This window comes from Massilia phyllostachyos (genome assembly GCF_021044825.1).
In the GTDB taxonomy this organism is placed as follows: domain Bacteria; phylum Pseudomonadota; class Gammaproteobacteria; order Burkholderiales; family Burkholderiaceae_D; genus Telluria; species Telluria phyllostachyos.
The window spans coordinates 900,316-921,992 of the sequence record NZ_JAJNOC010000001.1 but is presented as its reverse complement, the minus strand read 5'-3'; the positions used below and the strand labels follow the sequence as shown (position 1 = coordinate 921,992).

The following is a 21,677-nucleotide window of genomic DNA, read 5'->3' as shown; positions in this document are numbered from 1 at the left end:
TTGACCGGGACGCCACCATGCAACGACTTCTCCTCGCCGTCATGCTCTGCCTGACGCTGGGCGCCTACGCGGCCGAGCCGCCGGCCGCACCGAAAGAACCGCAGCAGACCGCCGAGCAGTTCCTGGCCTCGCTCGACTTCCAGAAAGGTAGAATCACCCTGCCCGGCAACATCGCGACCCTCGACCTGCCGCCCGCCTTCCGCTACCTGGCGCCCGCCGACACCGCGCGCCTGCTGGAACAGGGCTGGGGCAATCCGCCCGGCGGCGCCACGCTCGGCATGATCGTGCCGGCCGAGGTCTCGCCGCTGAGCGAAGAGGGCTGGGGCGTGGTGGTCACCTACGACAAGGACGGCCACGTCAAGGACGACGACGCCGACAGCATCGACTACGCCGACCTGCTGAAGGAAATCCAGGAAGGCATGGTCGAGGACAACAAGGCGCGCAAGGAGCAGGGCTATCCGGCCATGACCATTGTCGGCTGGGCCGAGAAGCCGCACTACGACAAGGCGCAGCACAAGCTGTACTGGGCCAAGGAGCTGCATACCGAAGGTTCTGATGCGAATGGCCTCAACTACAACATCCGCGTGCTGGGCCGCGAGGGCGTGCTGGTGCTGAACGCGGTGGCGGGCCTCGACCAGCTGGCCAAGGTGCGCACCGAGATGCAGCAGGTGACCGCCTTCACCAATTTCAACCCGGGCCACCGCTACGCCGACTTCAACGCCCAGACCGACAAGGTCGCGGAATACGGCATCGCCGCCCTGGTCGCCGGCGGCGTCGCGGCCAAGCTGGGCTTCTTCGGCAAGCTGGTGGCGCTGCTGGTCGCCTTCAAGAAGCTGATCATCCTGGGCTTCGCCGCCCTCGCCTCGCTGCTGTGGAAGTTCTTCAAGCGCGAGAAGCCGGCAGCGCCTGCGCCCGCCGTCAGCCTCGAGAAGGATCCGCACGCCTGATATCCCGCCCGATCCATGCGATGATGGCGGACTGAAAGGCTGGCGTTCAGCTTGCGGTGTGCGCGAACGCACCGATGCCTACCCGCCAAGCCGCCGACAATCGTCGTGAGGAGGAAGGCCGGGGATGAAACAGGCAAGGCGTCATTACAGGTGGTGGCTGGCGGGGGCGGTCTGCGTCCTGCTGCTGGCCGCCGCATGGGCCATCATGTGGCGCCCCGCCCTGCCCGAACGCGGCGGCGCGCCCGCTTCCTTCGACAGCGCGCGGATCCAGCGCGGCGCCAACCTGGCGCGCCTCGGCATGTGCGCCGCCTGCCATACCGCCGATGTCTCCAAACCCTTCGCCGGCGGCCTGCCGCTCGAGACGCCCTTCGGCACCGTCCACAGCACCAACATCACGCCCGACCCGCGCACCGGCATCGGCGCCTGGTCCGAGGAAGCGTTTACCCGCGCGATGCGCAAGGGCGTGTCGCGCGACGGCCACCTGCTGTATCCGGCCTTCCCCTACAACCATTACACGAAGCTGGCCCAGGACGATATCCGGGCCCTGTACGCCTTCTTCATGACGCGCCGCGCCATCGCGGCCCCGGCGCGCGACAACCGCATGACCTTCCCCTTCGGCTTCCGGCCGCTGGTCGGCTTCTGGAACCTGCTCTACCTCGACGACTCGGCCTGGCAGGCGGACAAGGGCAAGCCGGCGGAATGGAACCGCGGCGCCTACGTGGTCGAGGCGCTGGCGCACTGCGCCGCCTGCCACACGCCGCGGGGCGTGCTCGGTGGACCGAAGTTGAGCAGGCAATTCGACGGCGGCGAGGCCGAGGACTGGTATGTGCCGGCGCTGAACGCGAAGTCGCCGTCGCCCGTGCCATGGACGCGCGCGCACCTCGCCGAGTACCTGCGCACCGGCATCGCGCCCGGCCACGCGGTGGCGGGCGGCCCGATGCAGGACGTCGTCGTCAATCTCGGCCAGGCCGACCCGAAGGACGTCGAGGCGATCGCCACCTACATCCACGGCTACCTGGCCCAGGCGCCGGCGCGCACGCCGCCCGCGCCCGGCCCGCTGCCCGCGCCGCCGGAGAACGAGCTCGATGCGCGCATGCGCCTCGGCCACGAGACCTATGTGATGGCCTGCGCGCGCTGCCACGATGCGGGCCGCGAAGCCAGCTCCGGCGCGGCCCTGAACCTGCAGCAGGCGGTGGCGCTGTACGACCCCGACCCGCGCAGCCTGATCCACATCGTCCGCGAAGGCATCGTGCCGCCGGACGGCGAGCCGGGACGCTTCATGCCGGGCTTCGCCACCATCCTGAACGACGAACAGCTGACGGCGCTCGCCGCTTATTTGCGGCACTACGGCGCCGGGGCGGAACCTTGGGAGGATCTCGAGGAGACCGTGAAGAAAGCGAAGAAGCCATGACGAAGTACACCCTGCAGGTCAACGGCAAGCCGCACGAGGTCGACGTCGATCCCGACACGCCGCTGCTCTACGTGCTGCGCAACGACCTGAAACTCAACGGCGCCAAGTTCGGCTGCGGCCTGGGGCAATGCGGCTCCTGCACCGTGACGGTGGACCGGGCGCCGACCATGTCCTGCCTGCTGCCGGTGTCGATGGTGGGAGCGAAGGCGATCCGCACCGTGGAGTCGCCCGGCACGCGCTGGGTGCCGAGCGTGGTGCTGCAGCAGGCCTTCGTGGAAGAGCAGGCGGCCCAGTGCGGCTACTGCATCGCCGGCATGATCATGCGCGCCACCGCGCTACTGGATGCGGTGCGCGAGCCGACCGACGCCCAGATCCGCGCCTGGATGCAGCCGAACCTGTGCCGCTGCGGCACCCACATGCGCATCCTGCGCGCGGTGCGGCGCGCGGCCGATGCGCTGACGGCGGCGCCCGCGAGGAAGAAGCGGTGAGCGGCGCACCCGCACGTCCTTCGCGCCGGCGCTTCCTGCAAAGCGGCGGCGCGCTCACGGTCTGGTTCGCGCTGCCCTTGCGCGCGCTGGCGGCGCCGGAAGGCGATCTGCCCGGCAGCCTGGGCAAGGCGCCCTGGCTCGACGCCTGGATCCGGGTCGGCGCCGACAACCGCGTCACGGTCTTCACCGGCAAGGCCGAACTCGGCCAGGGCATCAAGACCGCGCTCTTGCAGGTGGCCGCGCACGAGCTGCGCCTCGACCCGGGCCGCATGATGCTGGTCACCGCCGACACCGCGCTCACGCCCGACGAGGGCTACACCGCCGGCAGCCACTCGATGCAGGACAGCGGCACCGCCCTGCGCCACGCCGCGGCCCAGGTGCGCCAGCTGCTGTACGAACGCGCCGCTGCCCGGCTGAAGGCGGCGCCAGCGACGCTGGTGCTGTCGAACGGCGTGTTCCGCACCCAGGACGGGCGGCGGGTCAGCTTCGCCGAACTGGTGGCCGGCAGCGACCAGCACGTGCGCGCGAGCGCCGCCCTGCCGCCCGCGCCACCGCTGGCGCCGGGCACGCCGCGCTATGCGGGCGTGACCCTGCCGCGCATCGACATCCCGGCCAAGGTCACCGGCGGCCGCGCCTACGTGCACGACCTGCGCCTGCCGGCCATGGTGCATGCGCGCGTGGTGCGCCCGCCGTCCGCGAACGCGCGCCTGCTCGGCGTCGACACCTCACAGGTGGCGCGCATGACGGGCGTGCTGGAGATCGTGCGCGACGGCCGCTTCCTGGCCGTGATCGCCGACGAGGAGTGGCGCGCCGTGAAGGCCGCGACCGCATTGGCCCGCGCCACGCGCTGGGAAGTGCCGGCCGCGCTGCCGGCCGGACGCTCTCCCGCCGACATCGTGCGCAGCCTGCCGAACGAGCCGCAGACGGTGCTGGATCGCGGCACGCCGGGCGCCGGCGGCAAACAGCTGCGGGCCACCTACACCCGCCCCTTCCAGCTGCACGCCTCGATCGGCCCTTCCTGCGCCGTGGCCCAGCTGGACCAGGGACGCTACACGGTCTGGACCCACTCGCAGGGCGTGTTCCCGCTGCGTAAAGCGCTGGCCGAACTGCTCGGCGCGCCCGAGGGGGCGCTGCATTGCATCCACATGGAAGGGTCCGGCTGCTACGGCCACAACGGCGCCGACGATGTCGCCGCCGACGCCGCGCTGCTGGCGCGCGCCTTCCCCGGGGTGCCGGTGCGGGTGCAGTGGATGCGCGAGGAAGAACACGGCTGGGAGCCCTACGGCCCCGCGATGGTGGTGGACGTGCAGGCCACGCTGGACGCGCGCGGCCTGATCGCCGACTGGCACTACGAGGTCTGGAGCCAGTCGCACAATACCCGTCCGGGCAAGGCCGGCAACCTGCTCGCGGCCACCCACCTGGCGCGGCCGTTCGCTCCGCCGCCGCCGAAACCGATCCCGCAGCCGGAAGGCAGCGGCGACCGCAACGCGGTGCCCTATTACACGCTGCCCAGCGCGCGCGTGGTGCACCGCTTCCAGCCGCAGGGCGTGTTCCGGACCTCGGCCGTGCGCTCGCTGGGCGCCTACTGCAACGTGTTCGCGATCGAGAGCTTCATGGACGAACTGGCGCGCGCCGCCAAGGCCGATCCGGTGGCCTTCCGCCTGCGCCACCTGGCGGACCAGCGCGCCATCGACTGCGTGCGCACCGCCGCCGCGAAGTTCGGATGGGAAGCCTACCAACGCAAGCCGGGCCGCGGGCGCGGCTTCGCCTTCGCCCGCTACAAGAACCTGGCCGCCTACTGCGCCATCGCACTGGAAGTCGAGGTGGCGCTGGACACCGGTTTTGTACGCATCGTGCGCGCCGACGCGGCGGTGGACTGCGGCGAGATCGTCAGCCCGGACGGGGTGCGCAACCAGATCGAGGGCGGGATCATCCAGTCGTGCAGCTGGACCTTGCTGGAGCAGGTGCGCTTCAACGACAAGGAAGTGGTGAGCCGGGATTGGGGCGGGTATCCGATCCTGCGCTTCAACCAGGCGCCGGAGCAGGTGGCGGTGCATTTGCTGGATCGGCCGGGGCAGCCTTTTCTTGGCACCGGCGAAGCGTCGCAGGGGCCGGCGGCGGCGGCGATTGCCAACGCGGTGGCGGATGCCTGCGGCCAGCGGGTGCGCGATCTGCCGCTGGATCGTGCACGCATGCGCAAGCTCGCTTGAATCGGCCGTATTTCCATTGTTAGCTTACGAGTCGTCATCCCGGCGAAGGCCGGGATCCCATTCCGAAGAGCCGTCGAGATGCATGCAAGCTTGGGCACCGGCCTTCGCCGGTGCGACGGTGTTGAGGTTAGTGGACGGCTTTCCAGAACATGTACGCGGCGAGCGCATACAGAATCACCGCGAACACCTTCTGCAACTGCCTGACCGGCATCTTGTGCGCCGTGCGTGCCCCCAATGGCGCCATGGTCACGCTGGCCAGCACGATCACCGCCAGCGCCGGCAGGTAGATGAAGCCGAGCGACCATGCCGGCAGCCCCGGCTCCCCCCACCCGAACCAGATGTTCGACAGAGTCCCCGACAGCGCGATCGGAAACCCCAGCGCCGCGCTGGTGGCCACCGCATTGTGGATCCGCACCCCGCACCAGGTCATGAAGGGCACCGAAATGAAACCGCCGCCCGCGCCGACGATCCCCGATAGCGTGCCGATAAAACCCCCGGCAGCGAACATCCCCGGCGTGCCGGGCAGCGCGCGCGCCGCCGCCGGCTTCTTCCCGATCAGCATCTGGGTCGCGGAAAAGGCGACGAAGACGCCGAAGAAGGCGGCCAGGAAGGAGGAGTTCATCTGCTTGCCGATCCAGGGCCCGATCCACGATCCGATCACGATGCCCGGCGTGAGCAGCTTCACCACCGGCCACAGGACCGCGCCGTGCTTGTGGTGGGCGCGCACCGAGGACAGGGACGTGAACAGGATGGTGGCGAGCGAGGTGGCGATCGCCATGTGGATGGTGAGCTCGGGCGCGATGCCGCGCGCCGTGAAGATCATCGTGATGAAAGGCACCAGCACCATGCCGCCGCCGATGCCGAGCAGGCCGGCCGCGAAGCCGCCGAAGGCGCCCATCAAAAGCAGCGCCACGATCAACGCGAAGTCCATCAACGCTTCCCTTCGCGCAGCAGTTTGAGAATCGCATTCCACTGCCCTTGCGTCACCGGCGAGATCGACAGGCGGCTGCCCTTCTGCAGCAGCACCATGTCTTCCAGCGCCGGATTGGCGCGCATCTCGGTCAGCGGCAGGTAGCGCCCCTGCTCCACCGCACGCACGTCGACCGAGATCCAGCGCGGGTTCTCCTGCGTGGCCTTGGGATCGTGGTAATGGCTCTCCGGGTCGAACTGGCTCGCGTCCGGATACGGTGTGCTGGCCACTTCGGCGATGCCGGCCACGCCGGGCACCGCGCAGCTGGAGTGGTAGAACAGGACGCCGTCGCCGACCGACATGGCGTCGCGCATGAAGTTGCGCGCCTGGTAGTTACGCACGCCGAACCAGGCCACGGTCTGCTTGGGTGCTTTGATGACGTCGTCGAAACTGACTTCGTCCGGTTCGGATTTCATCAACCAGTAGCGCATGTCAAATCCCATGAACAAAAAAAAAGCGGCTGCGTACCAAGGTGCGCAACCGCTCGTGTGTGTAGCCCCGCCTGTGTCGTTATTGCCGGCATCCCGAACCAGAAGGCTCAAGGTGGTCGCAGTCAGCTCAATTTCGGGTTCGTCAGACTAGTGACGCTCGCGCCCACCAAGCATGTCCCACAACCTATGCGAAAGAATGGTTCAAGGAATATATGACAAATCTCGAACACCGCAGGGTGAAGCGCAGTTTACTCTGTTGGCCGAGCATGTCAATCGAATCCGCATCCCGGCGAGCGTCAGGCCGGATTTTCCTGCGAGGCCAGCGCCGCATCGAGCACGGTGTGCATGGCTTCCAGCTTCTGCTTGACCTCGAGCACCGACATGCCGGCCAGCGGTCCCTGCGGCGACTTCACCGACAGGAATTCGGCGGCCACGCTGAGCGCCGCCATCACGGCGATGCGGTCGGTGCCGCGCACCTTGCCCGAATCGCGCAGCGCGCACATCTTGCCGTCGAGGTAGTGGACCGCTTCGCGCAAGGTACGCTCCTCGCCTTCGCGGCAGGCCAGGCGGTAGGACTGGCCCATGATGGTGCAGTCGAGATGGATCATCGTCCGGCCTCCTCGCCATGCGCGTCCGGCGCCGCCGCGGCGGCTTCGCCGTCTTCCGTGGCCGCGTCGTCGAGCTGCGCGGCGGGCGCGGGGAAATGCTCGAGCAGCGCCTCGACGCGCGCCTGGGCTTCCTTCAGGCGGTGCTTGAACGCGATGTTCTCGGCGCCCAGCAGGCTGTTGGCCTTGCGCAGCAGCTGGTTCTCGGCGCGCAGCGACTGGGTCAGCTGGGCGAGCCGGTCGATTTTGTCGGAGAGGTCTTGGAATTCGGAAATCATTCGACACTATAGGACCGAGATGGTTTTTCAGTCAACCGAATCGCAGGCGTGCGGCGCGGGCGCGCCAAGCGGTGTACCCTGCCCGGCTATTGTCGGCGTGACCATGCGATTGATGGTCACAGCCCCCTATTACATTGTGAGCTGTCAAAAAAGTCGGTTCGCCCACGCACACTGACGCTTGAAATGGGGTGTTATGATCCCTATAATTAGCACTCGTTGGCAGAGAGTGCTAACAAGCGCAGCACCAATTTCCAGGCCGGCGCCCCACGGTGGCGGCCTTCGATAGCTAGTCAAACCATTGAAAATTAAGGAGTTTTGCATGAACCTTCGTCCTCTGCACGATCGCGTTATCGTGAAGCGTCTCGACCAGGAGACCAAGACTGCATCCGGCCTGATCATCCCCGATGCGGCCGCCGAGAAGCCGGACCAGGGCGAGATCCTCGCCGTCGGCAACGGCAAGGTGCAGGACAATGGCCAGGTTCGTCCGCTGGAAGTGAAGGTCGGTGACCGCGTCCTGTTCGGCAAGTACTCGGGCCAGGCCGTCAAGGTCGATGGCCAGGAACTGCTGGTCATGCGCGAAGAAGACATCATGGCCGTCGTCAACCAGTAATCTTCAGCCGGTAATCACACTCCACCCCACCCATACTCGAATTCGGAGAACAAGAAATGGCAGCTAAAGAAGTAGTGTTCGGCGACGCAGCGCGCGCCAAGATGGTCGAAGGCGTCAACATCCTGGCCAATGCGGTCAAGGTCACCCTGGGCCCGAAAGGCCGCAACGTGGTGCTGGAGCGCTCGTTCGGCGCCCCGACCGTCACCAAGGACGGCGTCTCGGTCGCGAAAGAGATCGAACTGAAGGACAAGCTCATGAACATGGGCGCGCAGATGGTGAAGGAAGTCGCCTCGAAGACCAGCGACAACGCCGGTGACGGCACCACCACCGCGACCGTGCTGGCGCAAGCCATTGTCCGCGAAGGCATGAAGTTCGTCGCCGCCGGCATGAACCCGATGGACCTGAAGCGCGGCATCGACAAGGCCGTCGCCGCCACCGTCGAAGAACTGAAGAAGATCGCCAAGCCGACCACCACCTCGAAAGAGATCGCGCAAGTCGGCGCCATCTCGGCCAACTCGGAAACCTCGATCGGCGAGCGCATCGCCGAGGCGATGGAAAAAGTCGGCAAGGAAGGCGTCATCACCGTCGAAGACGGCAAGTCGCTGAACGACGAGCTGGACATCGTGGAAGGCATGCAGTTCGACCGCGGCTACCTGTCGCCGTACTTCATCAACAACCCGGACAAGCAAGTCGCCGTCCACGAGAACCCATTCGTCCTGCTGTGCGACAAGAAGATCTCGAACATCCGTGACCTGCTGCCGGTGCTGGAGCAAGTCGCCAAGGCCGGCCGTCCGCTGGTCATCATCGCCGAAGACATCGAAGGCGAAGCGCTGGCAACCCTGGTGGTCAACAACATCCGTGGCATCCTGAAGACCGTCGCCGTCAAGGCACCGGGCTTCGGCGACCGCCGCAAGGCCATGCTGGAAGACATCGCCATCCTGACCGGCGGCCAGGTGATCGCCGAAGAAGTCGGCCTGACCCTGGAAAAAGTCACCCTGAACGAACTGGGCCAGGCCAAGCGCGTCGAAGTGGGCAAGGAAAACACCATCATCATCGACGGCGCCGGCGCCGCCGAATCGATCGAAGCGCGCGTCAAGATGGTCCGCGTCCAGATCGAAGAAGCGACCTCGGACTACGACCGCGAAAAACTGCAGGAACGCGTGGCCAAGCTGGCCGGCGGCGTTGCCGTGATCCGCGTCGGTGCAGCCACCGAAGTCGAGATGAAAGAGAAGAAGGCACGCGTGGAAGACGCGCTGCACGCAACCCGCGCTGCCGTCGAAGAAGGCATCGTCCCGGGCGGCGGCGTGGCCCTGCTGCGCGCGCGCGCTTCGCTGGACGTCAAGGGCGACAACCCTGACCAGGACGCCGGCATCAAGATCGTCCTGCGCGCCATGGAAGAGCCGCTGCGCATGATCGTCCAGAACGCCGGCGACGAGCCGTCGGTCGTGGTCGCCGCTGTCCTGGGTGGTTCGGGCAACTACGGCTACAACGCCGCCAACGGCACCTACGGCGACATGGTCGAAATGGGCGTGCTGGATCCGGCCAAGGTCACCCGCTCGGCCCTGCAGAACGCAGCGTCGATCGCCGGCCTGATGCTGACCACCGACTGCATGGTCTCGGAAGTCACCGAAGACAAGCCGGCCGGCGGCATGGGCGGCATGGGTGGCATGGGCGGCATGGGCGGTATGGACGGCATGATGTAATGTGCCGGATGGCGCTTGCCAGCGCCATCCATCGCGAACGAAGCCTGCCGGGTGCAAACCCTGCAGGCTTTTTTCTTTCCAGGACCAAAGACGGTGTCAGGTCTGACATTCGGACACGAGCCCAGCCCTGGCGCGGCCGGCAACACGGCGCGGCCGCGGCGCATGCAGGCCGAGAAACACCAGCGCGCTGCCGAATTCCGCCAGGACGGCGGGCCAGCTCAAGGGCAACGGCAAGCCTTGCGCCATGAGCGCCAGCGCGAATGGCCCACTGGCGAGCGCCGCCAGCGTCAGGAATCCGAGCGCCAACGACAGGGCGCCGAGAGTCAGGCGCAACAGCAGCGCGGCAAGGTGGACGGATTGGTTCATGGCGGCTCCTTCGAAGTGGATAGTGGAGTCCTCACTCTATCGATGCATGGACGCATATAAAATAGGCATCCATGAAACCATCCTATGCACAGCTGCAATCGCAACTCGGCCTGCAGGACCTGGAACTGGTGCTTGCCCTGCACCGCGGCCGCACCCTGGCCGGCGCCGCCGAGCGCCTGAAGGTCGACACCTCCACGGTCTTCCGCGCCATCAAGCGCATCGAGAAGGACATCGGCGAGCTGCTGTTCGACCGCAGCCGCCAGGGCTACACGGCGACGGAACTGGGCCGCGTGCTGGCCAGCCACGCCGAACGCATCGAGACCCAGCTCGAGGAAGCGCGGGAGGCCGCCTTCCACCAGGCCAGCGAGCCTTCGGGCCTGCTGCGCATCACCCTCACCGACACGCTGCTGCACGCGGTCCTGCTGCCGGTGCTGGCGCGCTTCACCGCCCAGCACCCGCGCATCGACCTGGAGCTGGCGACCACCAACGTGCTCGTCAACCTGAGCCAGCGCGAAGCCGACATCGCCATCCGCGTCACCAACGACCCGCCCGAGCACCTGGTCGGCATCCGGCTCGGCACGATGCGCTCGGCGGTCTACGCCGGCACGGACTACCTGGCGGCGCAGCCGGAAGGAAAGCACTACGGCGAGATGGACTGGATCACGCTCGACGACAGCTTGCCCGACCACCCCTCGCAGGGTTGGCGCCGCGAGCACTACCCGCAGGCCGCGCCGCGCCACAAGGTCGGCAACCTGCTCGCGGTAGCGGGCGCCGTGGTGAACGGCCTCGGGGTCGGCGTCGTGCCGCTGGCGGTGATGCGCGACCATCCGCAGGCCACGCTGCTGGACGGCCCGCTGCCGGAACTCGACATCGGCCTGTGGGTGCTGGCCCACCCCGACACCCGCTACCTGGGCCGCATGAAGGCGATGTTCGATTTCCTGCGCACCGCCATCGAACTGCCCGCATCATGTCCGCCATGACCCCGACCTTCTTCGCCGATGCCCAGGCTTTCCGCGCCTGGCTGGAACAGCACGCCGCCAACGAAACCGAACTGCTGGTCGGCTTCCACAAGGTCGGCAGCGGCAAGCCCTGCATGCGCTGGCCGGAGTCGGTCGACGAAGCCCTGTGCTTCGGCTGGATCGACGGCGTGCGCCGCCGCATCGACGACGATACCTATTCGATCCGCTTCACGCCGCGCAAGCCCTCGTCGATCTGGAGCGTGGTGAACATCGCCAAGATGGACGCGCTGCGCGCGCAGGGGAAGATGCTGCCGGCCGGCGAAGCCGCCTTTGCGCTGCGTTCGGAGGCGAAGTCCGGAGTCTATTCGCACGAGCGCAGCGACCTGCCGGCGTTATCGGAAGCCGAACGTGAACGCTTCCGGCGCGAACCGGCGGCCTGGGATTATTTCGAGGCCTGCCCACCCGGCTACCGCAAGACCATCCTGCACTGGATCACGAACGCGAAGAAGGAAGAAACGCGCGCGGGCCGGCTCGCTCAGCTCATGCAAGCCTGCGCGGCCGGCAAGCGCCTGAGCTGAGAAGACCGTGCATGCGCATCGACAATCCGCAGGAGTCCGACTTCGACCAGATCCGGCAAGCCGTCCAGGCCGGCCAGACGGTGACCGTGCAATACGTGGAACCGGTCTACACGCCCGCCTCCCTTGCCTTCCTCAACGAGCAGTGCAAGGCGCTGGGCGACAAGCTGTGCGTGCGTTTCTACGGCCACTACTTCAAGGCCTTCGATTGCGCGCACCTGCGCCACCTGGGCGCGGTCAGGAACCTGTACCTGGACTGCCTGACGAAGGTGAGCAACTTCGACACCCTGAAGGAGCTCGAACACCTCTCGGAACTGAGTGTCGGCATCTTCGAGCTCGACGACATGGATTTCCTCTGCTGGGACAACCTGCATCGCCTGTCGGCCCTGACCCTCGCCCAGACCAGGCGCAAGAACCTGGACCTTGCGGCCTTGTCCGCCTACCGCATGCTGGAGAGCCTGTTCATCGGCGGACATACCAGGAACCTCGCCGCGGTCGGACAAGCCCGCGCCTTGACGCGCCTGTCGCTCAACCTGCCCGCGAGCGCCCCGATCGGATTCGTCAATCTCCTGCCCTGCCTGGATGAACTACGCCTGCTGCTGGGCGGACGCGCCAGCCTGGACGAAGTCCACGACTTCGCCGGCACATCGCTGGAGATCGTCCGGGTCAGGGGGTTCGGCAGCTTCGACAACCTGAAGGACTTCGTCAACCTCCAACGCTTGACGATCGACGACCAGCTCCAGCTCCGGCACCTGGATGTCGGCGAGCGCCTGGGCAGACTGGAAACCCTCGAGATCCTGAATTGCCAGAACCTCGGCCGCCTCGATGGCCTCGCCCACCTGGCGCGGCTGCGTCATCTGCGCATCTACAAGACGCGCATCGACGTCGACGCGTTCATCGAACAGGACTTTCCCGCGTCCCTGCGCACCCTGGCGTTTCATACCGGGAAGCGAGGACAGGACACGATCATCCAGGAGCGCCTGGCCGCAATGGGCTACACGGCGCGCGAAGCGTGACCTGCCGGCCTGTCCTCCAGCCGCTCCGCCAGCACCGCCGTCGCCACCGCCTGCAGCACGTGCACCGCCCAGCGTTCGCTCGCCTTGCGCGGCCCCGCCTTGACCTCGCCTTCGGTGATGCCGAGCAGCGGCGCGATGGCGCCGATGTTCACCGCGTACAGCGCGGTGCCGTACAGCGCGCCGATCGCAACCGGCGACAGCGACGGCGCCGCCTCGCGCAGCTTCGGCACCGCCAGCGCGAACGCCGCCGACGCGCCCAGATGGTTGGTGAATTCCACGATGCTGGTGCCGGTGTCGCCGATCACCTCGCGCGAGCCGGTGAGGTCGTCGATCCAGTCGACCGCATCGCGGTCGAGCGTCTTGGTCAACAGGCCGCTCTTGCGCCCGGCGACCATGACGGCGGTCGTCAGCACGCCGGCGATCAGGCCGCCCGTCACTGCTGCTGCGTATCGTTGCATTTGAAATCCTCCAGTCAGGGTTTCAACATACGTCCTTGTCCCGCAGCGGTCGGTACGGTACTGCACCGACTTCGCGACCGCTCATGCCGGCGCAAGCCGCTGCCTTGCAGTGCCGGGAACATTGGGCAGCTATGCCAGGATGTCGGTCGCCAGGTGATCCGCCGGCAACCCGTCGACCAGGAACACGGTGCTGGTCGCGTTCCTTGTGCGCAGCGGCAGGATGTCATGGTAGGCCGGCGAGCGATACCAGGCGCGCGCATGGTCGAGATCGGGGAATTCGATCACGACGACGTCCTGCTCCAGGCTGCCCTCGAGCACTTCCGGCTTCTCTCCATGCAGCAGGAAGCGGCCGCGATACGGCGCCAGCGTCGCGTCGATCCGTTCGAGGTACTGGACGATGTCCGGCCCCATATTGATGTCCTTTAGTAAGCCAACGGCATAGGCAGTCATGGTTCGTATCCTTTGAAAATCGGGAGCGGGTTGTTCCACCGAAGTATCCCGTTGACCTGCACTGCCGACAATGACGTCGCAGGTAATCGCCGCGCTTCCCAAAAGCCCATGCATATGTTGACGCCTGGGAAACCGGATGCTACTGTACTACGTGTAATAGTACAGTCAGGAGCCCCCCCATGAGCCGCCGTACCCCCTTGATGCTGAACATCGCCACCGGCGATACCCGGCCGATCAACCGCCAGATCGTCGACGGCGTGCGCCGCCTGATCGCAAGCGGCGAGCTGCCGGTCGGCGCCGCCCTGCCCAGCGTGCGCGGCCTGGCCCAGCAACTGTCGATCAATCCGAACACGGTGGCCAAGGCCTACGGCGAGCTGGCCTCGGGCGGCTGGGTCGAATCGCGCGCTGGCCTCGGGCTCTTCGTGCTGCCGCCGCGCCAGCTGCTGTCCGACGCCGAGCGCGCGCGCCGTCTCGATGACGCCGTCGACCGCTTCACCGGCGACGTGATCGGCCTCGGCTACTCCAGCGCCGAAGTGCTCGGCCGCGTCGAAGCCGAGCTGGCCGCCTGCCTGCCGCGCAAGGTCGCCTGAGGAGCCGCCCCATGAACGACCACGTCATCGAAACCGCGGACCTGAACCTGGCCTACCGCGGCAAGCAGGCCATCGACAAGCTGTCGCTGCGCCTGGCGCGCGGCGGCGTGCACGCCATCGTCGGCGCCAACGGCGCCGGCAAGTCCACCCTGTTCCGCGTCCTGCTGGGCTTCGCCTGCGCCGACAGCGGCAGCGCCAGGGTGCTCGGCTGCGACAGCCGCGCGATCCCGCCGCAACTGCGGGCGCGCATCGGCTTCGTCAACGAAGAACATACGCTGCCCGCCTGGATGCGGGTGCGCGAGCTGGCCGCCATGCAGGGCCGCCTGTATGCCGGCTGGAGCGAAACGCGCTACCGCCAGGTGCTGGCCAACTTCAACGTCGGCGACGCCCAGAAGATCGGGGAGCTGTCACGCGGCGAACGCGCCGGCGTCAGCCTGGCGCTGGCCCTGGCCCAGGGTCCGGAACTCCTGATCCTCGACGAGCCCACGCTCGGCCTGGACGTCGTCGCCAAGCGCGCCTTCCTCGACGCCCTGCTGCAAACGAGCCTGGACGACGGCGCCACCGTCGTCTACTGCTCCCACCAGATGGAAGAGATCGAGCGCGTGGCCGACAACCTCGTGATCATGGAGCGCGGCGTGCTGCGCCACATGTCGCCGCCGGGCGACTTCTGCGAGCGCGTGGCGTTGTGGATCGCCGACTTCCCGTTCAAGCAACCGGATGCGGGGCACCTGCCCGGCGTGCTGGAACTGCGCGTCATCGATGGCCTGACCCACCTGGTGGTGTTCGACGGCGGCGAGGACTTCGGCGCGCGGCTGCGCCTGATGGGCGCGCGCACGGCCCAGTGCATGCCGGTGAGCCTGGACCGCGCCGTCAACGGCTTCCTCGCGCGCGGCCATGCCGGCGTTCCTCCCTTGTCCGCAGCAGCCTGAAAGAGCGCGCCATGAAAGACCTGTTCATCGCCGAGTGCCGGCGCTTCCGCAACCTGGCCTGCATCGCGGCCGCCGTCTGGCTGGTGCTGCTGCAGTTCTCCACCCGCGTGGCCGAACCGCTGCAGCAGCAATGGCAGGGGCAGACCCTGTTCCTGCTGGTCAGCGCGGTCGCCGGACTCGCCTTCGCGGTATTCCAGTTCAGCGGCTACCGCCAGCCCAGCCGCTGGCTGTGGCTGATGCACCGCCCGCTCCCACCAAGCCGCATCTTTGGCGCGCTGGCGCTGGCCTCGTTCGCCGTGCTGGTGTTCGTGGTCGCCCTGCCGGCCCTGCTGGTGATCGCCGGCATCGACCAGTACACGGGCAACACCGTGGACGCGCGCCATTACCTGATTCCGCTGCACCTGCTGCTCACCAGCTTTACCGCCTGGCTGGGCGGCGCCTACCTGATGCTGAGCGGCCGCCGCGGCGCCTTCGTGGTGCTGTTCGTGCCCGTGCTCCTGAGCTGGCACCTGGCTTCCGGCGCCGCGCTGCTGCTCCCGGCGCTGCTGGGCGTGGCCGTGATGGCGGCGCTGGCCTGGACGGCCTTCAAGCCGGACCGCACCGCGCCGCCCGCCGGCCTGCCCGGCCGCCTCGCCGCCGGCATCCCGCTGGTGCTGGGCTGCTACTGCCTGCTGCTGTGGGGCGGCGCGGCGGTCTTCCAGACCGGCCAGATGCTGCTCGGCCAGAGCCCGATCAACCGCCCGGTGCCGCCACCCGGCGGCCGCACCGAATTGATCCGCACCGATGGCGCCGGCAACCTGCGCCGCGCGCTGAAGGACGCGCACGATCCGCGCGCCGCGCATTGGACCCGCCAGCTGGCGCTGCTGGAGGTCGGCAAGGTCGAGCCGGAAGGCTACGCACATCCGGTGCGCGGGGCGATCGCGAATCTCGACAAGACCCAGTGGGGCGACGGCGCCCACAACATCATGTGGACCTTCAACCACGACCATATGATGTACGAGGGCCGCGACATGCACACCGATGCGCCGCGCGGCTGGTTCGGCATGAACGGCATGAATGACCCGCAACCCTTCGATTCGGTGCCGGTCATCCCCGGCAAGTTCCTGATGACGCGCCAGCACCTGCTGCAGCTGGAGACCGAAACCGGCCGCGCCACCACCCTGGTGTCGGTGCGCGCACCGGAGGTCCTGACCGGCGGCATCCAGGAAGTGGGCCGCCAGGGCTTCGTGCTGACCAACCAGCGCCTGATCGCCCTGCGCAGGAACGCCGATCCGCAGGCGCGCATGGAAGAACGCTACAGCGTCGCCCTGCCCGGCCCGTTCGGCGACCTTGGCCGGGTGGACGTGGCGCGCCTGCTCGACGGCACCCTGCTGTCGTTCAACTTCGGCCGCCGCATGACCTGGGGCGAGACCGGTTCGCGCCAGCACGTGCTGTTCGTCGACACGGCCGGCCGGGTGCAGACCGTGTCCGTGCGCGAGCTCGCGCACGACTTCCCGCTGCTGTTCGAGCACCGCGACTGGTGGCTCTCGCCGGTGGTCCATGCAATCGCCACGTTGCCGGAACGCCTGCTCGACAAGGGCCAGATCGCGGATGCGCCGTCGACGCCGATTCTTGATGCCGGACGTCCCGGCGCCGTGCTCGCCGCGGCGGTGATGGCTTCCCTGCTGTCGGCCGGGCTGGCCGCCTGGCGCCTGCGCGGGGATCGGCCGCGCCGCAGGCTGGCCTGGACCGCCGCCGCGCTGGTGCTCGGCCCGCCCGGCGTGGCCGCCATGTGGATCCTGGAGCCGCGCCTGCCGCGCCGGCCGCGCACGATTCCCGAGCCGGCGGCAGCAGGCATCCCCGCACACGCCTAAAGGAGATTCCATGCGATTCTTGAATAGCGCCGCGAAGGCGCGGGCCGGCGCACGCCTGCTGGCCGGGCTGCTGCTCGCCATCTCATACGCCCACGCCGCGCCGCTGGACGAGGCGATTGCCCGCAACGCCGCGCTGCCGAAGGCGCCGCTGCTCGCTCCCGCGCTGTTCGATGCGCCGGAACGGCTGCGCGAGGTACGCCTGTCGCCCGACGGCACGCAGCTCGCCTGGCTCGAGGAGATCGACGGCAAGGCTGAACTGAGCGTGATGCCGGTGGCGGGCGGCGCCGCGCGCCCGCTGCTCGCCCTCGATCCGCAGGACCGCATCCAGTGGTCGCGCGACGGCGCGGTGCTGTTCGTGAGCCAGGCCGGCGGCGTGGCGGCGATCGGCGTGCGCGACGGCGCCGGTGGCCGCATCGCCGCCTTCCCCAAGGACGGCAGCGAACGCCTGCTGGGAATCGACACCGCCCGGCCGCGCCACGTCGTGCTCCAGCACGAGGACAGCGTACGCGGAACGACGCGCCTGACCAGCCTCGCCGCCGACGGCGCCCGCTCGGTGCTGTACGACGGCCCCGGCGTCGTGGGCGCCTGGCTGCCCGGTCCGGACGGCATGCCGCTGGTGCTGCGGCGCCAGGAAGCGGACTTCCGCCAGACGCTGTTGCGGCGCGATGGCGCTACGTGGCGCGAATTCGGCAGCTGTAAAGCGCTGCGCACCTGCGCGCCGCTGGCGCTGTCGCCGGACGGCAAGCGGCTCCTGCTGCGCACCGTGCATGCGGATGACCGCGAGGCGCTGGTGGAGATCGCCCTCGACAGCGGCGCGCGCCGCCTGCTGCACCAGGACCCGCAAGGCCTGGCCGACATGGTCGCCACGATCCCTTCGCCGACGACCGGCCAGCCGATGCTGGCCGCCTACCAGCTACCGGCGCTGCGCGTGGCCGGCCTGGACGAGCAAGGCCGGCGCATCGAAGCCGCGATCCGGCGGCGCTTCCCCGACGGCGGCCTGCTGGTCGAATCCTGCGCGGCGAACTCCTGCCTGCTGGCCGAGCGCGGCGCCCGGCTCGCGCATGCGCGCTTCTGGCTGCTGGACCTGCGTACGCATGCCTTCCGCCCGGTGCTGGACGAGGTCCGCGCGCGCGCCACGATGCCGGCCGAAGCGCACCTTGCCGAACGCATCGCGCTGCGCTACCCGGCGTCCGACGGCACGACCGTGCACGGCTACCTGACCCTGCCGCGCGGCCTGCCGGCGCGCGGCCTGCCGCTGGTCACCGCGGTCCACGGCGGCCCCTGGGGCCACGTCGACGGCGGCTACGGCCCGATCTCGCAGATGCTGGCCAACCGCGGCTTCGCCGTGTTCGAGCCGAACTTCCGCGGCTCGACCGGCTACGGCGAGCGCTACACCCTGGCGCCGGGCGCCGACTACGGCAACGGCCTGGTCCAGCGCGACATCGTCGACGGGGTACGCTGGCTGCTGGCGCAGGGCGTGGGCGACCCGAAGCGCCTCGCCATCATCGGCGGCTCCTTCGGCGGCTATGCGACACTGCTGGCGCTGACCCACACCCCAAGCCTGTTCCGCTTCGGGATGGCGGCCCAGCCGACGCCCGACTTCGCGCACACGCTGCGCGTCTCGGCCGCCGAGCCGCCGCGCCCCGGCCAGCCGCCATTCCGGCAGACCCTGGCCACGCTGGGCATCGACCCGGCGCACACCGATGCGATCGCGCGCGACGCCCCGCGCCGCCTGGCCGACCGGGTGCGCGCGCCGCTGCTGGTGGTCGCCAGCGGCAAGGACGAGAAGATCGAGGTGGAGCTGGTGGTCGACTACGTGGCCACGCTGCAGGGCTTGAAGAAACCGGTCAGCGTGCTGGTCGATCCGGACGAGGGCCACAATCCGCGCAGCCCGGTGGCGCGGCGCGCCCAGGCCCACCTGCTGCTGCGGATGCTGCAGCGCTACCTGGGCGGCCCGCCGGCGCCGCCGGCGGACGAGGAAGTGAAACGCTACCTCGCCCGCACCTTGCGCGCCGACGGCGCCGGCCTGCTCACAGGCGGCTGAACGTCGCGCCGCTGGCCTGGTAACGCACCGTCTTGCGGAAGTTGCCGGCGCCGTAGGAGACTTCGAACCAGCCCCCGTTCGGCGCCTGCACCACGCCGTCGCCGTCGCTCCGGGCGCCGTTCGCCAATGTCACCGTGTTACGGAACCAGAAGCTGCTGGCCGACTTTTCCGTCACCACGATGCGCTCGATGTCACCGTTGCTGGTGACGATGTCGACCACGCCCGTCTCGACGGCGGCATAGTCGAAGTCGAGCGGCGCCTTCAGCTCGATGCCGAAGCTTCCATAGGTGAGCGTGGCCGGGCGCATGGTGAAGCCGCTGTTGAAGACGGCGAGCGTGGTATCGTCCCCCGCCATATAGGCCAGGCTGGCGTTCCACGCAGTGTTGAAGGCTATCCAGCCTTCGGTGTAGCCGGCGCCCGCGTTCGGCGCGAACGGATAGGCCGCTTCCTTGGGCGCGCCGTCGATCACGCCATGCACCGCCATCAGCTGGCCATTGCCGCCGTTGAGATAAGTGCTCCAGCCGACTTCGACGCCTTCCACTTCGCGCGCCGCATCGTAGGAAAAGTGGCGGCCGTGCGGATTGCGCCCGAAACCATTGTCGACCTGGGCCATCGCGATCTCGCGCAGGCGCTCGCGCGTCGCCGCATCCGGCAGCACCTGCACGGCGGCGAGGGCCGCAGCCGGGAAGCCCAGCACATTGCCGGGCTCGTTGTACTCGGGGATCACCCACAGGGTCGCGCTGTACCTGCGGAAGTCCCACATGTTCTCCGAACGCGCGACCATCACCGCGGCCCAGTCCTCGATCTTCGCCAGCAGTCCACTTGGTGCCTGGACCGGGAACATCTGCTGGTAGAAGGCCAGGCCCTCCATCGTCTTGTGCTCGCTCATGCGCTGACCCTTGGTGGCCGTGGGGTCGTCCCAGTCGAGGTTCGCGATGATCCACTGCGCCTGGTTGTAGGCCGCATCCAGATACAGTTGGGCGTCGGAGCGGCCTTCGCGCAGGGCCACCGCATGCATCATGAGATTCGGCGCCACCGAGTGCCCTGGCGGGAACTGTCCCTTGCCGCTGCCCATGACGGTATAGGTCGAGAACATATTACCGGTCGGCGCCGGCGACAGTTCGTACCACGCGACGCTGCCGGTGCCGGCATGGCCCCAGTTGCCGAAGGTGTAGTCGCGCACGCGCTCGTAGTCCGCCTGGCTGATCCAGGGTTTCAGCATCGGCCAGGCATACAGGAAGGCCGCCAGCTCGCCCTTGAGCAGCGGATGGTTGCCGCTGGTCCCGCCGTTCACTTTCAGGATGCGGTCCGCGCCCCAATGAATCAATTTCACGATGTCGGGCGCATTGGCGTTCGGCGGGTTCAGGGTCTGGTAGGACGGGTTGAAGCTGTATGCGACCTTGCGCGGCAGCCGCTCCCATGCGCTCGGATTCGACATCAGCATCTGCACCAGGGTCGAGACCTCGAAGGAGAACTGGTGCGAGTCGCGCCAGGCCAGGCCCGTGATGCAGGTGTTGCTGACGTTGTTGTAGCAGCGCGCCTCGATCATGAAGTCCAGCGCCAGCTGATAGGAAACCCGCTCGATCCAATTGGGCGCGATGGTGAAGGGATACGATTCCTTGCCGCCGGCCTGGATCACATATTCCAGGCTGCCCGCCGGATTGAAGTCGCTGAAGTCGCCGACGTTGCCGGTAATCGTCCCGCTGTGCACCACGCTGCCCGCCTGCAGGATCGAGAACGGCGTGCCGTCCGCCATGCGCGGCGCGGTGAAGCGCTTCGGCTTGCCGATGTCGTAGCCGCTCAGGTTGACGAGGATGTCGGTGCGCGGCGAGCCGGCCGGCACAGGCGCGCTGCCCAGTCCCGGGCAGCCCGACAAGGCGCTGGAGAACAGCTTCAGCTCCTTCACCCGCACATAGCCGTTGTCGCTCGCGACCAGCCGCACGCGGCTGGTGGTGACCGGGTTGGTGAACAGCAGTTGCACGTCGACGTCGCTGTTGCCGCTCATCGCCGAGCCGGGAATGTCGGTCCAGGCGCTGCCGTTCCAGGACTGCAGCTTCGCGTTCGCCACCGCGCTGCCGGCGCCGTAGCCGGTGTGCAGGTGGGCGCAGATCAGGGTGCTGCTTGCGCCCAGGTCCACCGTCAGCGTGTGCGGGCCATTGGTATTGGCGCTCAGCCAGCGCGAGGAGTCGGCGATGACGCCATCGACCGCATTCGCACCGGCGTTGGCCCCATCGGTCGAACTCACGGAGACCGGCTTGTCGAGGGCCACGTTGGTGCTGGTGGCGGGCTCGAAGCGCACCGCGTCGGCGATCGTGTAGCCGGGACTGCTCGCATGGATGCGCACGTAGTTGCCGGTTCCCGCCGCCAGCGCGTATTGCCCGATCAGCACCCAGTTGCCGCCGCCCGTCTGCTGGTTGACGGTCCTGCCGCTGTCGATGCCGCCGGCGTGCTTGATCTCGACCGGCGCGGCGCTGGGGCGGTTGGGGGCCGCCGGCCAGCGCATGTAGACCAGGTAGTCGCCGGCGTTGGGAATCGTCGGCGTCCAGGTCGCGGACTTGCCGCTGTCCGCCGCGGCGCTGCCGTCGTGCAGGTAATTCGTGCCGTGGTAGCCGGCGTCGAAGGTGCTGGCGGTCCAGCTGCCGGCGGTGGCGAAGCCGGCGCCGCCGTTATCGATGACGATGTCCTGGGCGGCGGCTCCCAGGGTCGTCAGGCACAACAATCCGGACAGCGCGAGGCGTGAAACGCTTTTCATTTCTGTCTCCAGTCTTTTATTGTATGGGTGTG

21 protein-coding genes and 1 other RNA gene are annotated in these 21,677 nt (G+C 68.2%); 13 read left to right on the top strand and 9 right to left on the bottom strand.

The features are described 5' to 3' along the window. The first annotated feature begins 17 nt into the window (after positions 1-17). From LQ564_RS03935 to LQ564_RS03920, 4 genes are all read left to right on the top strand, one after another. Complete coding sequence (locus LQ564_RS03935; protein WP_231056766.1) at positions 18-947, top strand: DUF2167 domain-containing protein; 930 nt, start codon at positions 18-20, stop codon at positions 945-947. Between the two features lie 124 nt (positions 948-1,071). Continuing rightward, positions 1,072-2,358, top strand: coding sequence for a cytochrome c (locus LQ564_RS03930; RefSeq protein ID WP_231056765.1), 1,287 nt, complete (start codon positions 1,072-1,074; stop codon positions 2,356-2,358). Then, positions 2,355-2,846 (top strand): (2Fe-2S)-binding protein, encoded by a 492-nt coding sequence (locus LQ564_RS03925; RefSeq protein ID WP_231056764.1) that lies wholly within the window; start codon positions 2,355-2,357, stop codon positions 2,844-2,846. The genes LQ564_RS03930 and LQ564_RS03925 overlap by 4 nt, the downstream gene beginning before the upstream one ends. Next, entirely contained in the window at positions 2,843-5,056 is a 2,214-nt protein-coding gene (locus tag LQ564_RS03920) for a molybdopterin cofactor-binding domain-containing protein (protein ID WP_231056763.1), read from the top strand. The genes LQ564_RS03925 and LQ564_RS03920 overlap by 4 nt, the downstream gene beginning before the upstream one ends. A 127-nt stretch (positions 5,057-5,183) precedes the next feature. Here the strand turns inward: LQ564_RS03920 and LQ564_RS03915 are convergent, their stop codons facing one another. From LQ564_RS03915 to LQ564_RS03895, 5 genes are all read right to left on the bottom strand, one after another. Then, positions 5,184-5,987 carry a sulfite exporter TauE/SafE family protein gene (locus tag LQ564_RS03915; RefSeq protein ID WP_231056762.1) on the bottom strand — a complete coding sequence of 268 codons (804 nt, stop codon included), beginning with the start codon at positions 5,985-5,987 and terminating at the stop codon, positions 5,184-5,186. After that, a complete protein-coding gene (locus LQ564_RS03910) occupies positions 5,987-6,457 on the bottom strand; it encodes an EVE domain-containing protein (RefSeq protein ID WP_231056761.1) in 471 nt (156 codons plus the stop codon). Before LQ564_RS03910 ends, LQ564_RS03915 begins: the two co-directional genes overlap by 1 nt. 60 nt (positions 6,458-6,517) lie before the next feature. After that, a non-coding RNA gene (ssrS, locus tag LQ564_RS03905) (6S RNA) lies at positions 6,518-6,698 on the bottom strand. A 55-nt stretch (positions 6,699-6,753) separates the two neighbouring features. Further along, the gene (locus LQ564_RS03900; protein ID WP_231056760.1) at positions 6,754-7,065 is read right to left on the bottom strand and encodes a cell division protein ZapA; all 312 of its coding nucleotides are present in this window, start codon (positions 7,063-7,065) and stop codon (positions 6,754-6,756) included. Further along, a complete protein-coding gene (locus tag LQ564_RS03895; RefSeq protein WP_231056759.1) occupies positions 7,062-7,340 on the bottom strand; it encodes a hypothetical protein in 279 nt (92 codons plus the stop codon). Before LQ564_RS03895 ends, LQ564_RS03900 begins: the two co-directional genes overlap by 4 nt. A 319-nt stretch (positions 7,341-7,659) precedes the next feature. Between LQ564_RS03895 and groES the strand changes: the two genes are divergently transcribed. Both groES and groL read left to right on the top strand, forming a co-directional pair. Further along, positions 7,660-7,950 carry a co-chaperone GroES gene (groES, locus tag LQ564_RS03890; RefSeq protein ID WP_231056758.1) on the top strand — a complete coding sequence of 97 codons (291 nt, stop codon included), beginning with the start codon at positions 7,660-7,662 and terminating at the stop codon, positions 7,948-7,950. A 56-nt stretch (positions 7,951-8,006) separates the two neighbouring features. Then, a complete protein-coding gene (gene groL, locus LQ564_RS03885) occupies positions 8,007-9,653 on the top strand; it encodes a chaperonin GroEL (RefSeq protein WP_231056757.1) in 1,647 nt (548 codons plus the stop codon). Between the two features lie 96 nt (positions 9,654-9,749). On the opposite strand, the gene LQ564_RS03880 is transcribed toward groL, so the two are convergent. Continuing rightward, on the bottom strand, positions 9,750-10,019 hold the full coding sequence (locus LQ564_RS03880) for a hypothetical protein (RefSeq protein ID WP_231056756.1): 270 nt from the start codon (positions 10,017-10,019) through the stop codon (positions 9,750-9,752). A gap of 71 nt (positions 10,020-10,090) precedes the next feature. Here LQ564_RS03880 and LQ564_RS03875 point away from each other — a divergent pair, with 71 nt between their 5' ends. Genes LQ564_RS03875 through LQ564_RS03865 form a run of 3 tightly spaced genes read left to right on the top strand, consistent with a single transcriptional unit; the run spans position 10,091 to position 12,569 of the window. After that, complete coding sequence (locus tag LQ564_RS03875; protein ID WP_231056755.1) at positions 10,091-10,999, top strand: LysR family transcriptional regulator; 909 nt, start codon at positions 10,091-10,093, stop codon at positions 10,997-10,999. After that, positions 10,987-11,556: a YdeI/OmpD-associated family protein gene (locus LQ564_RS03870; RefSeq protein WP_231056754.1), complete on the top strand. Its 570-nt coding sequence runs from the start codon at positions 10,987-10,989 to the stop codon at positions 11,554-11,556. Before LQ564_RS03875 ends, LQ564_RS03870 begins: the two co-directional genes overlap by 13 nt. Positions 11,557-11,567: 11 nt before the next feature. Further along, entirely contained in the window at positions 11,568-12,569 is a 1,002-nt protein-coding gene (locus LQ564_RS03865) for a hypothetical protein (protein WP_231056753.1), read from the top strand. Here LQ564_RS03865 and LQ564_RS03860 read toward each other — a convergent pair. Next, positions 12,548-13,027, bottom strand: a complete 480-nt coding sequence (locus LQ564_RS03860; protein ID WP_231056752.1) for a hypothetical protein — start codon at positions 13,025-13,027, stop codon at positions 12,548-12,550. The genes LQ564_RS03865 and LQ564_RS03860 overlap by 22 nt on opposite strands. Before the next feature lie 129 nt (positions 13,028-13,156). After that, positions 13,157-13,477, bottom strand: a complete 321-nt coding sequence (locus LQ564_RS03855) for a DUF1330 domain-containing protein (protein WP_231056751.1) — start codon at positions 13,475-13,477, stop codon at positions 13,157-13,159. 179 nt (positions 13,478-13,656) lie between these two features. Between LQ564_RS03855 and LQ564_RS03850 the strand changes: the two genes are divergently transcribed. Genes LQ564_RS03850 through LQ564_RS03835 form a run of 4 tightly spaced genes read left to right on the top strand, consistent with a single transcriptional unit; the run spans position 13,657 to position 18,893 of the window. Further along, the gene (locus tag LQ564_RS03850) at positions 13,657-14,067 is read left to right on the top strand and encodes a GntR family transcriptional regulator (RefSeq protein ID WP_231056750.1); all 411 of its coding nucleotides are present in this window, start codon (positions 13,657-13,659) and stop codon (positions 14,065-14,067) included. Positions 14,068-14,078: 11 nt separating this feature from the next. Beyond that, positions 14,079-14,996: an ABC transporter ATP-binding protein gene (locus LQ564_RS03845; RefSeq protein ID WP_231056749.1), complete on the top strand. Its 918-nt coding sequence runs from the start codon at positions 14,079-14,081 to the stop codon at positions 14,994-14,996. An 11-nt stretch (positions 14,997-15,007) separates the two neighbouring features. Next, a complete protein-coding gene (locus tag LQ564_RS03840) occupies positions 15,008-16,849 on the top strand; it encodes a hypothetical protein (RefSeq protein ID WP_231056748.1) in 1,842 nt (613 codons plus the stop codon). Positions 16,850-16,859: 10 nt separating this feature from the next. Continuing rightward, the gene (locus LQ564_RS03835; RefSeq protein ID WP_231056747.1) at positions 16,860-18,893 is read left to right on the top strand and encodes a S9 family peptidase; all 2,034 of its coding nucleotides are present in this window, start codon (positions 16,860-16,862) and stop codon (positions 18,891-18,893) included. On the opposite strand, the gene LQ564_RS03830 is transcribed toward LQ564_RS03835, so the two are convergent. Beyond that, positions 18,880-21,645, bottom strand: coding sequence for a golvesin C-terminal-like domain-containing protein (locus tag LQ564_RS03830; RefSeq protein ID WP_231056746.1), 2,766 nt, complete (start codon positions 21,643-21,645; stop codon positions 18,880-18,882). The genes LQ564_RS03835 and LQ564_RS03830 overlap by 14 nt on opposite strands. Positions 21,646-21,677 lie beyond the last annotated feature (32 nt).

What these genes read in the sequence shown, in the direction of transcription:
- LQ564_RS03935 (WP_231056766.1), top strand. Translation starts at nt 18, where the DNA reads ATGCAACGACTTCTCCTCGCCGTCATGCTCTGCCTGACGCTGGGCGCC.
- LQ564_RS03930 (WP_231056765.1), top strand. Translation starts at nt 1,072, where the DNA reads ATGAAACAGGCAAGGCGTCATTACAGGTGGTGGCTGGCGGGGGCGGTC.
- LQ564_RS03925 (WP_231056764.1), top strand. Translation starts at nt 2,355, where the DNA reads ATGACGAAGTACACCCTGCAGGTCAACGGCAAGCCGCACGAGGTCGAC.
- LQ564_RS03915 (WP_231056762.1), bottom strand. Translation starts at nt 5,987, where the DNA reads ATGGACTTCGCGTTGATCGTGGCGCTGCTTTTGATGGGCGCCTTCGGC.
- LQ564_RS03910 (WP_231056761.1), bottom strand. Translation starts at nt 6,457, where the DNA reads ATGCGCTACTGGTTGATGAAATCCGAACCGGACGAAGTCAGTTTCGAC.
- LQ564_RS03900 (WP_231056760.1), bottom strand. Translation starts at nt 7,065, where the DNA reads ATGATCCATCTCGACTGCACCATCATGGGCCAGTCCTACCGCCTGGCC.
- LQ564_RS03895 (WP_231056759.1), bottom strand. Translation starts at nt 7,340, where the DNA reads ATGATTTCCGAATTCCAAGACCTCTCCGACAAAATCGACCGGCTCGCC.
- groES (WP_231056758.1), top strand. Translation starts at nt 7,660, where the DNA reads ATGAACCTTCGTCCTCTGCACGATCGCGTTATCGTGAAGCGTCTCGAC.
- groL (WP_231056757.1), top strand. Translation starts at nt 8,007, where the DNA reads ATGGCAGCTAAAGAAGTAGTGTTCGGCGACGCAGCGCGCGCCAAGATG.
- LQ564_RS03880 (WP_231056756.1), bottom strand. Translation starts at nt 10,019, where the DNA reads ATGAACCAATCCGTCCACCTTGCCGCGCTGCTGTTGCGCCTGACTCTC.
- LQ564_RS03875 (WP_231056755.1), top strand. Translation starts at nt 10,091, where the DNA reads ATGAAACCATCCTATGCACAGCTGCAATCGCAACTCGGCCTGCAGGAC.
- LQ564_RS03870 (WP_231056754.1), top strand. Translation starts at nt 10,987, where the DNA reads ATGTCCGCCATGACCCCGACCTTCTTCGCCGATGCCCAGGCTTTCCGC.
- LQ564_RS03865 (WP_231056753.1), top strand. Translation starts at nt 11,568, where the DNA reads ATGCGCATCGACAATCCGCAGGAGTCCGACTTCGACCAGATCCGGCAA.
- LQ564_RS03860 (WP_231056752.1), bottom strand. Translation starts at nt 13,027, where the DNA reads ATGCAACGATACGCAGCAGCAGTGACGGGCGGCCTGATCGCCGGCGTG.
- LQ564_RS03855 (WP_231056751.1), bottom strand. Translation starts at nt 13,477, where the DNA reads ATGACTGCCTATGCCGTTGGCTTACTAAAGGACATCAATATGGGGCCG.
- LQ564_RS03850 (WP_231056750.1), top strand. Translation starts at nt 13,657, where the DNA reads ATGAGCCGCCGTACCCCCTTGATGCTGAACATCGCCACCGGCGATACC.
- LQ564_RS03845 (WP_231056749.1), top strand. Translation starts at nt 14,079, where the DNA reads ATGAACGACCACGTCATCGAAACCGCGGACCTGAACCTGGCCTACCGC.
- LQ564_RS03840 (WP_231056748.1), top strand. Translation starts at nt 15,008, where the DNA reads ATGAAAGACCTGTTCATCGCCGAGTGCCGGCGCTTCCGCAACCTGGCC.
- LQ564_RS03835 (WP_231056747.1), top strand. Translation starts at nt 16,860, where the DNA reads ATGCGATTCTTGAATAGCGCCGCGAAGGCGCGGGCCGGCGCACGCCTG.
- LQ564_RS03830 (WP_231056746.1), bottom strand. Translation starts at nt 21,645, where the DNA reads ATGAAAAGCGTTTCACGCCTCGCGCTGTCCGGATTGTTGTGCCTGACG.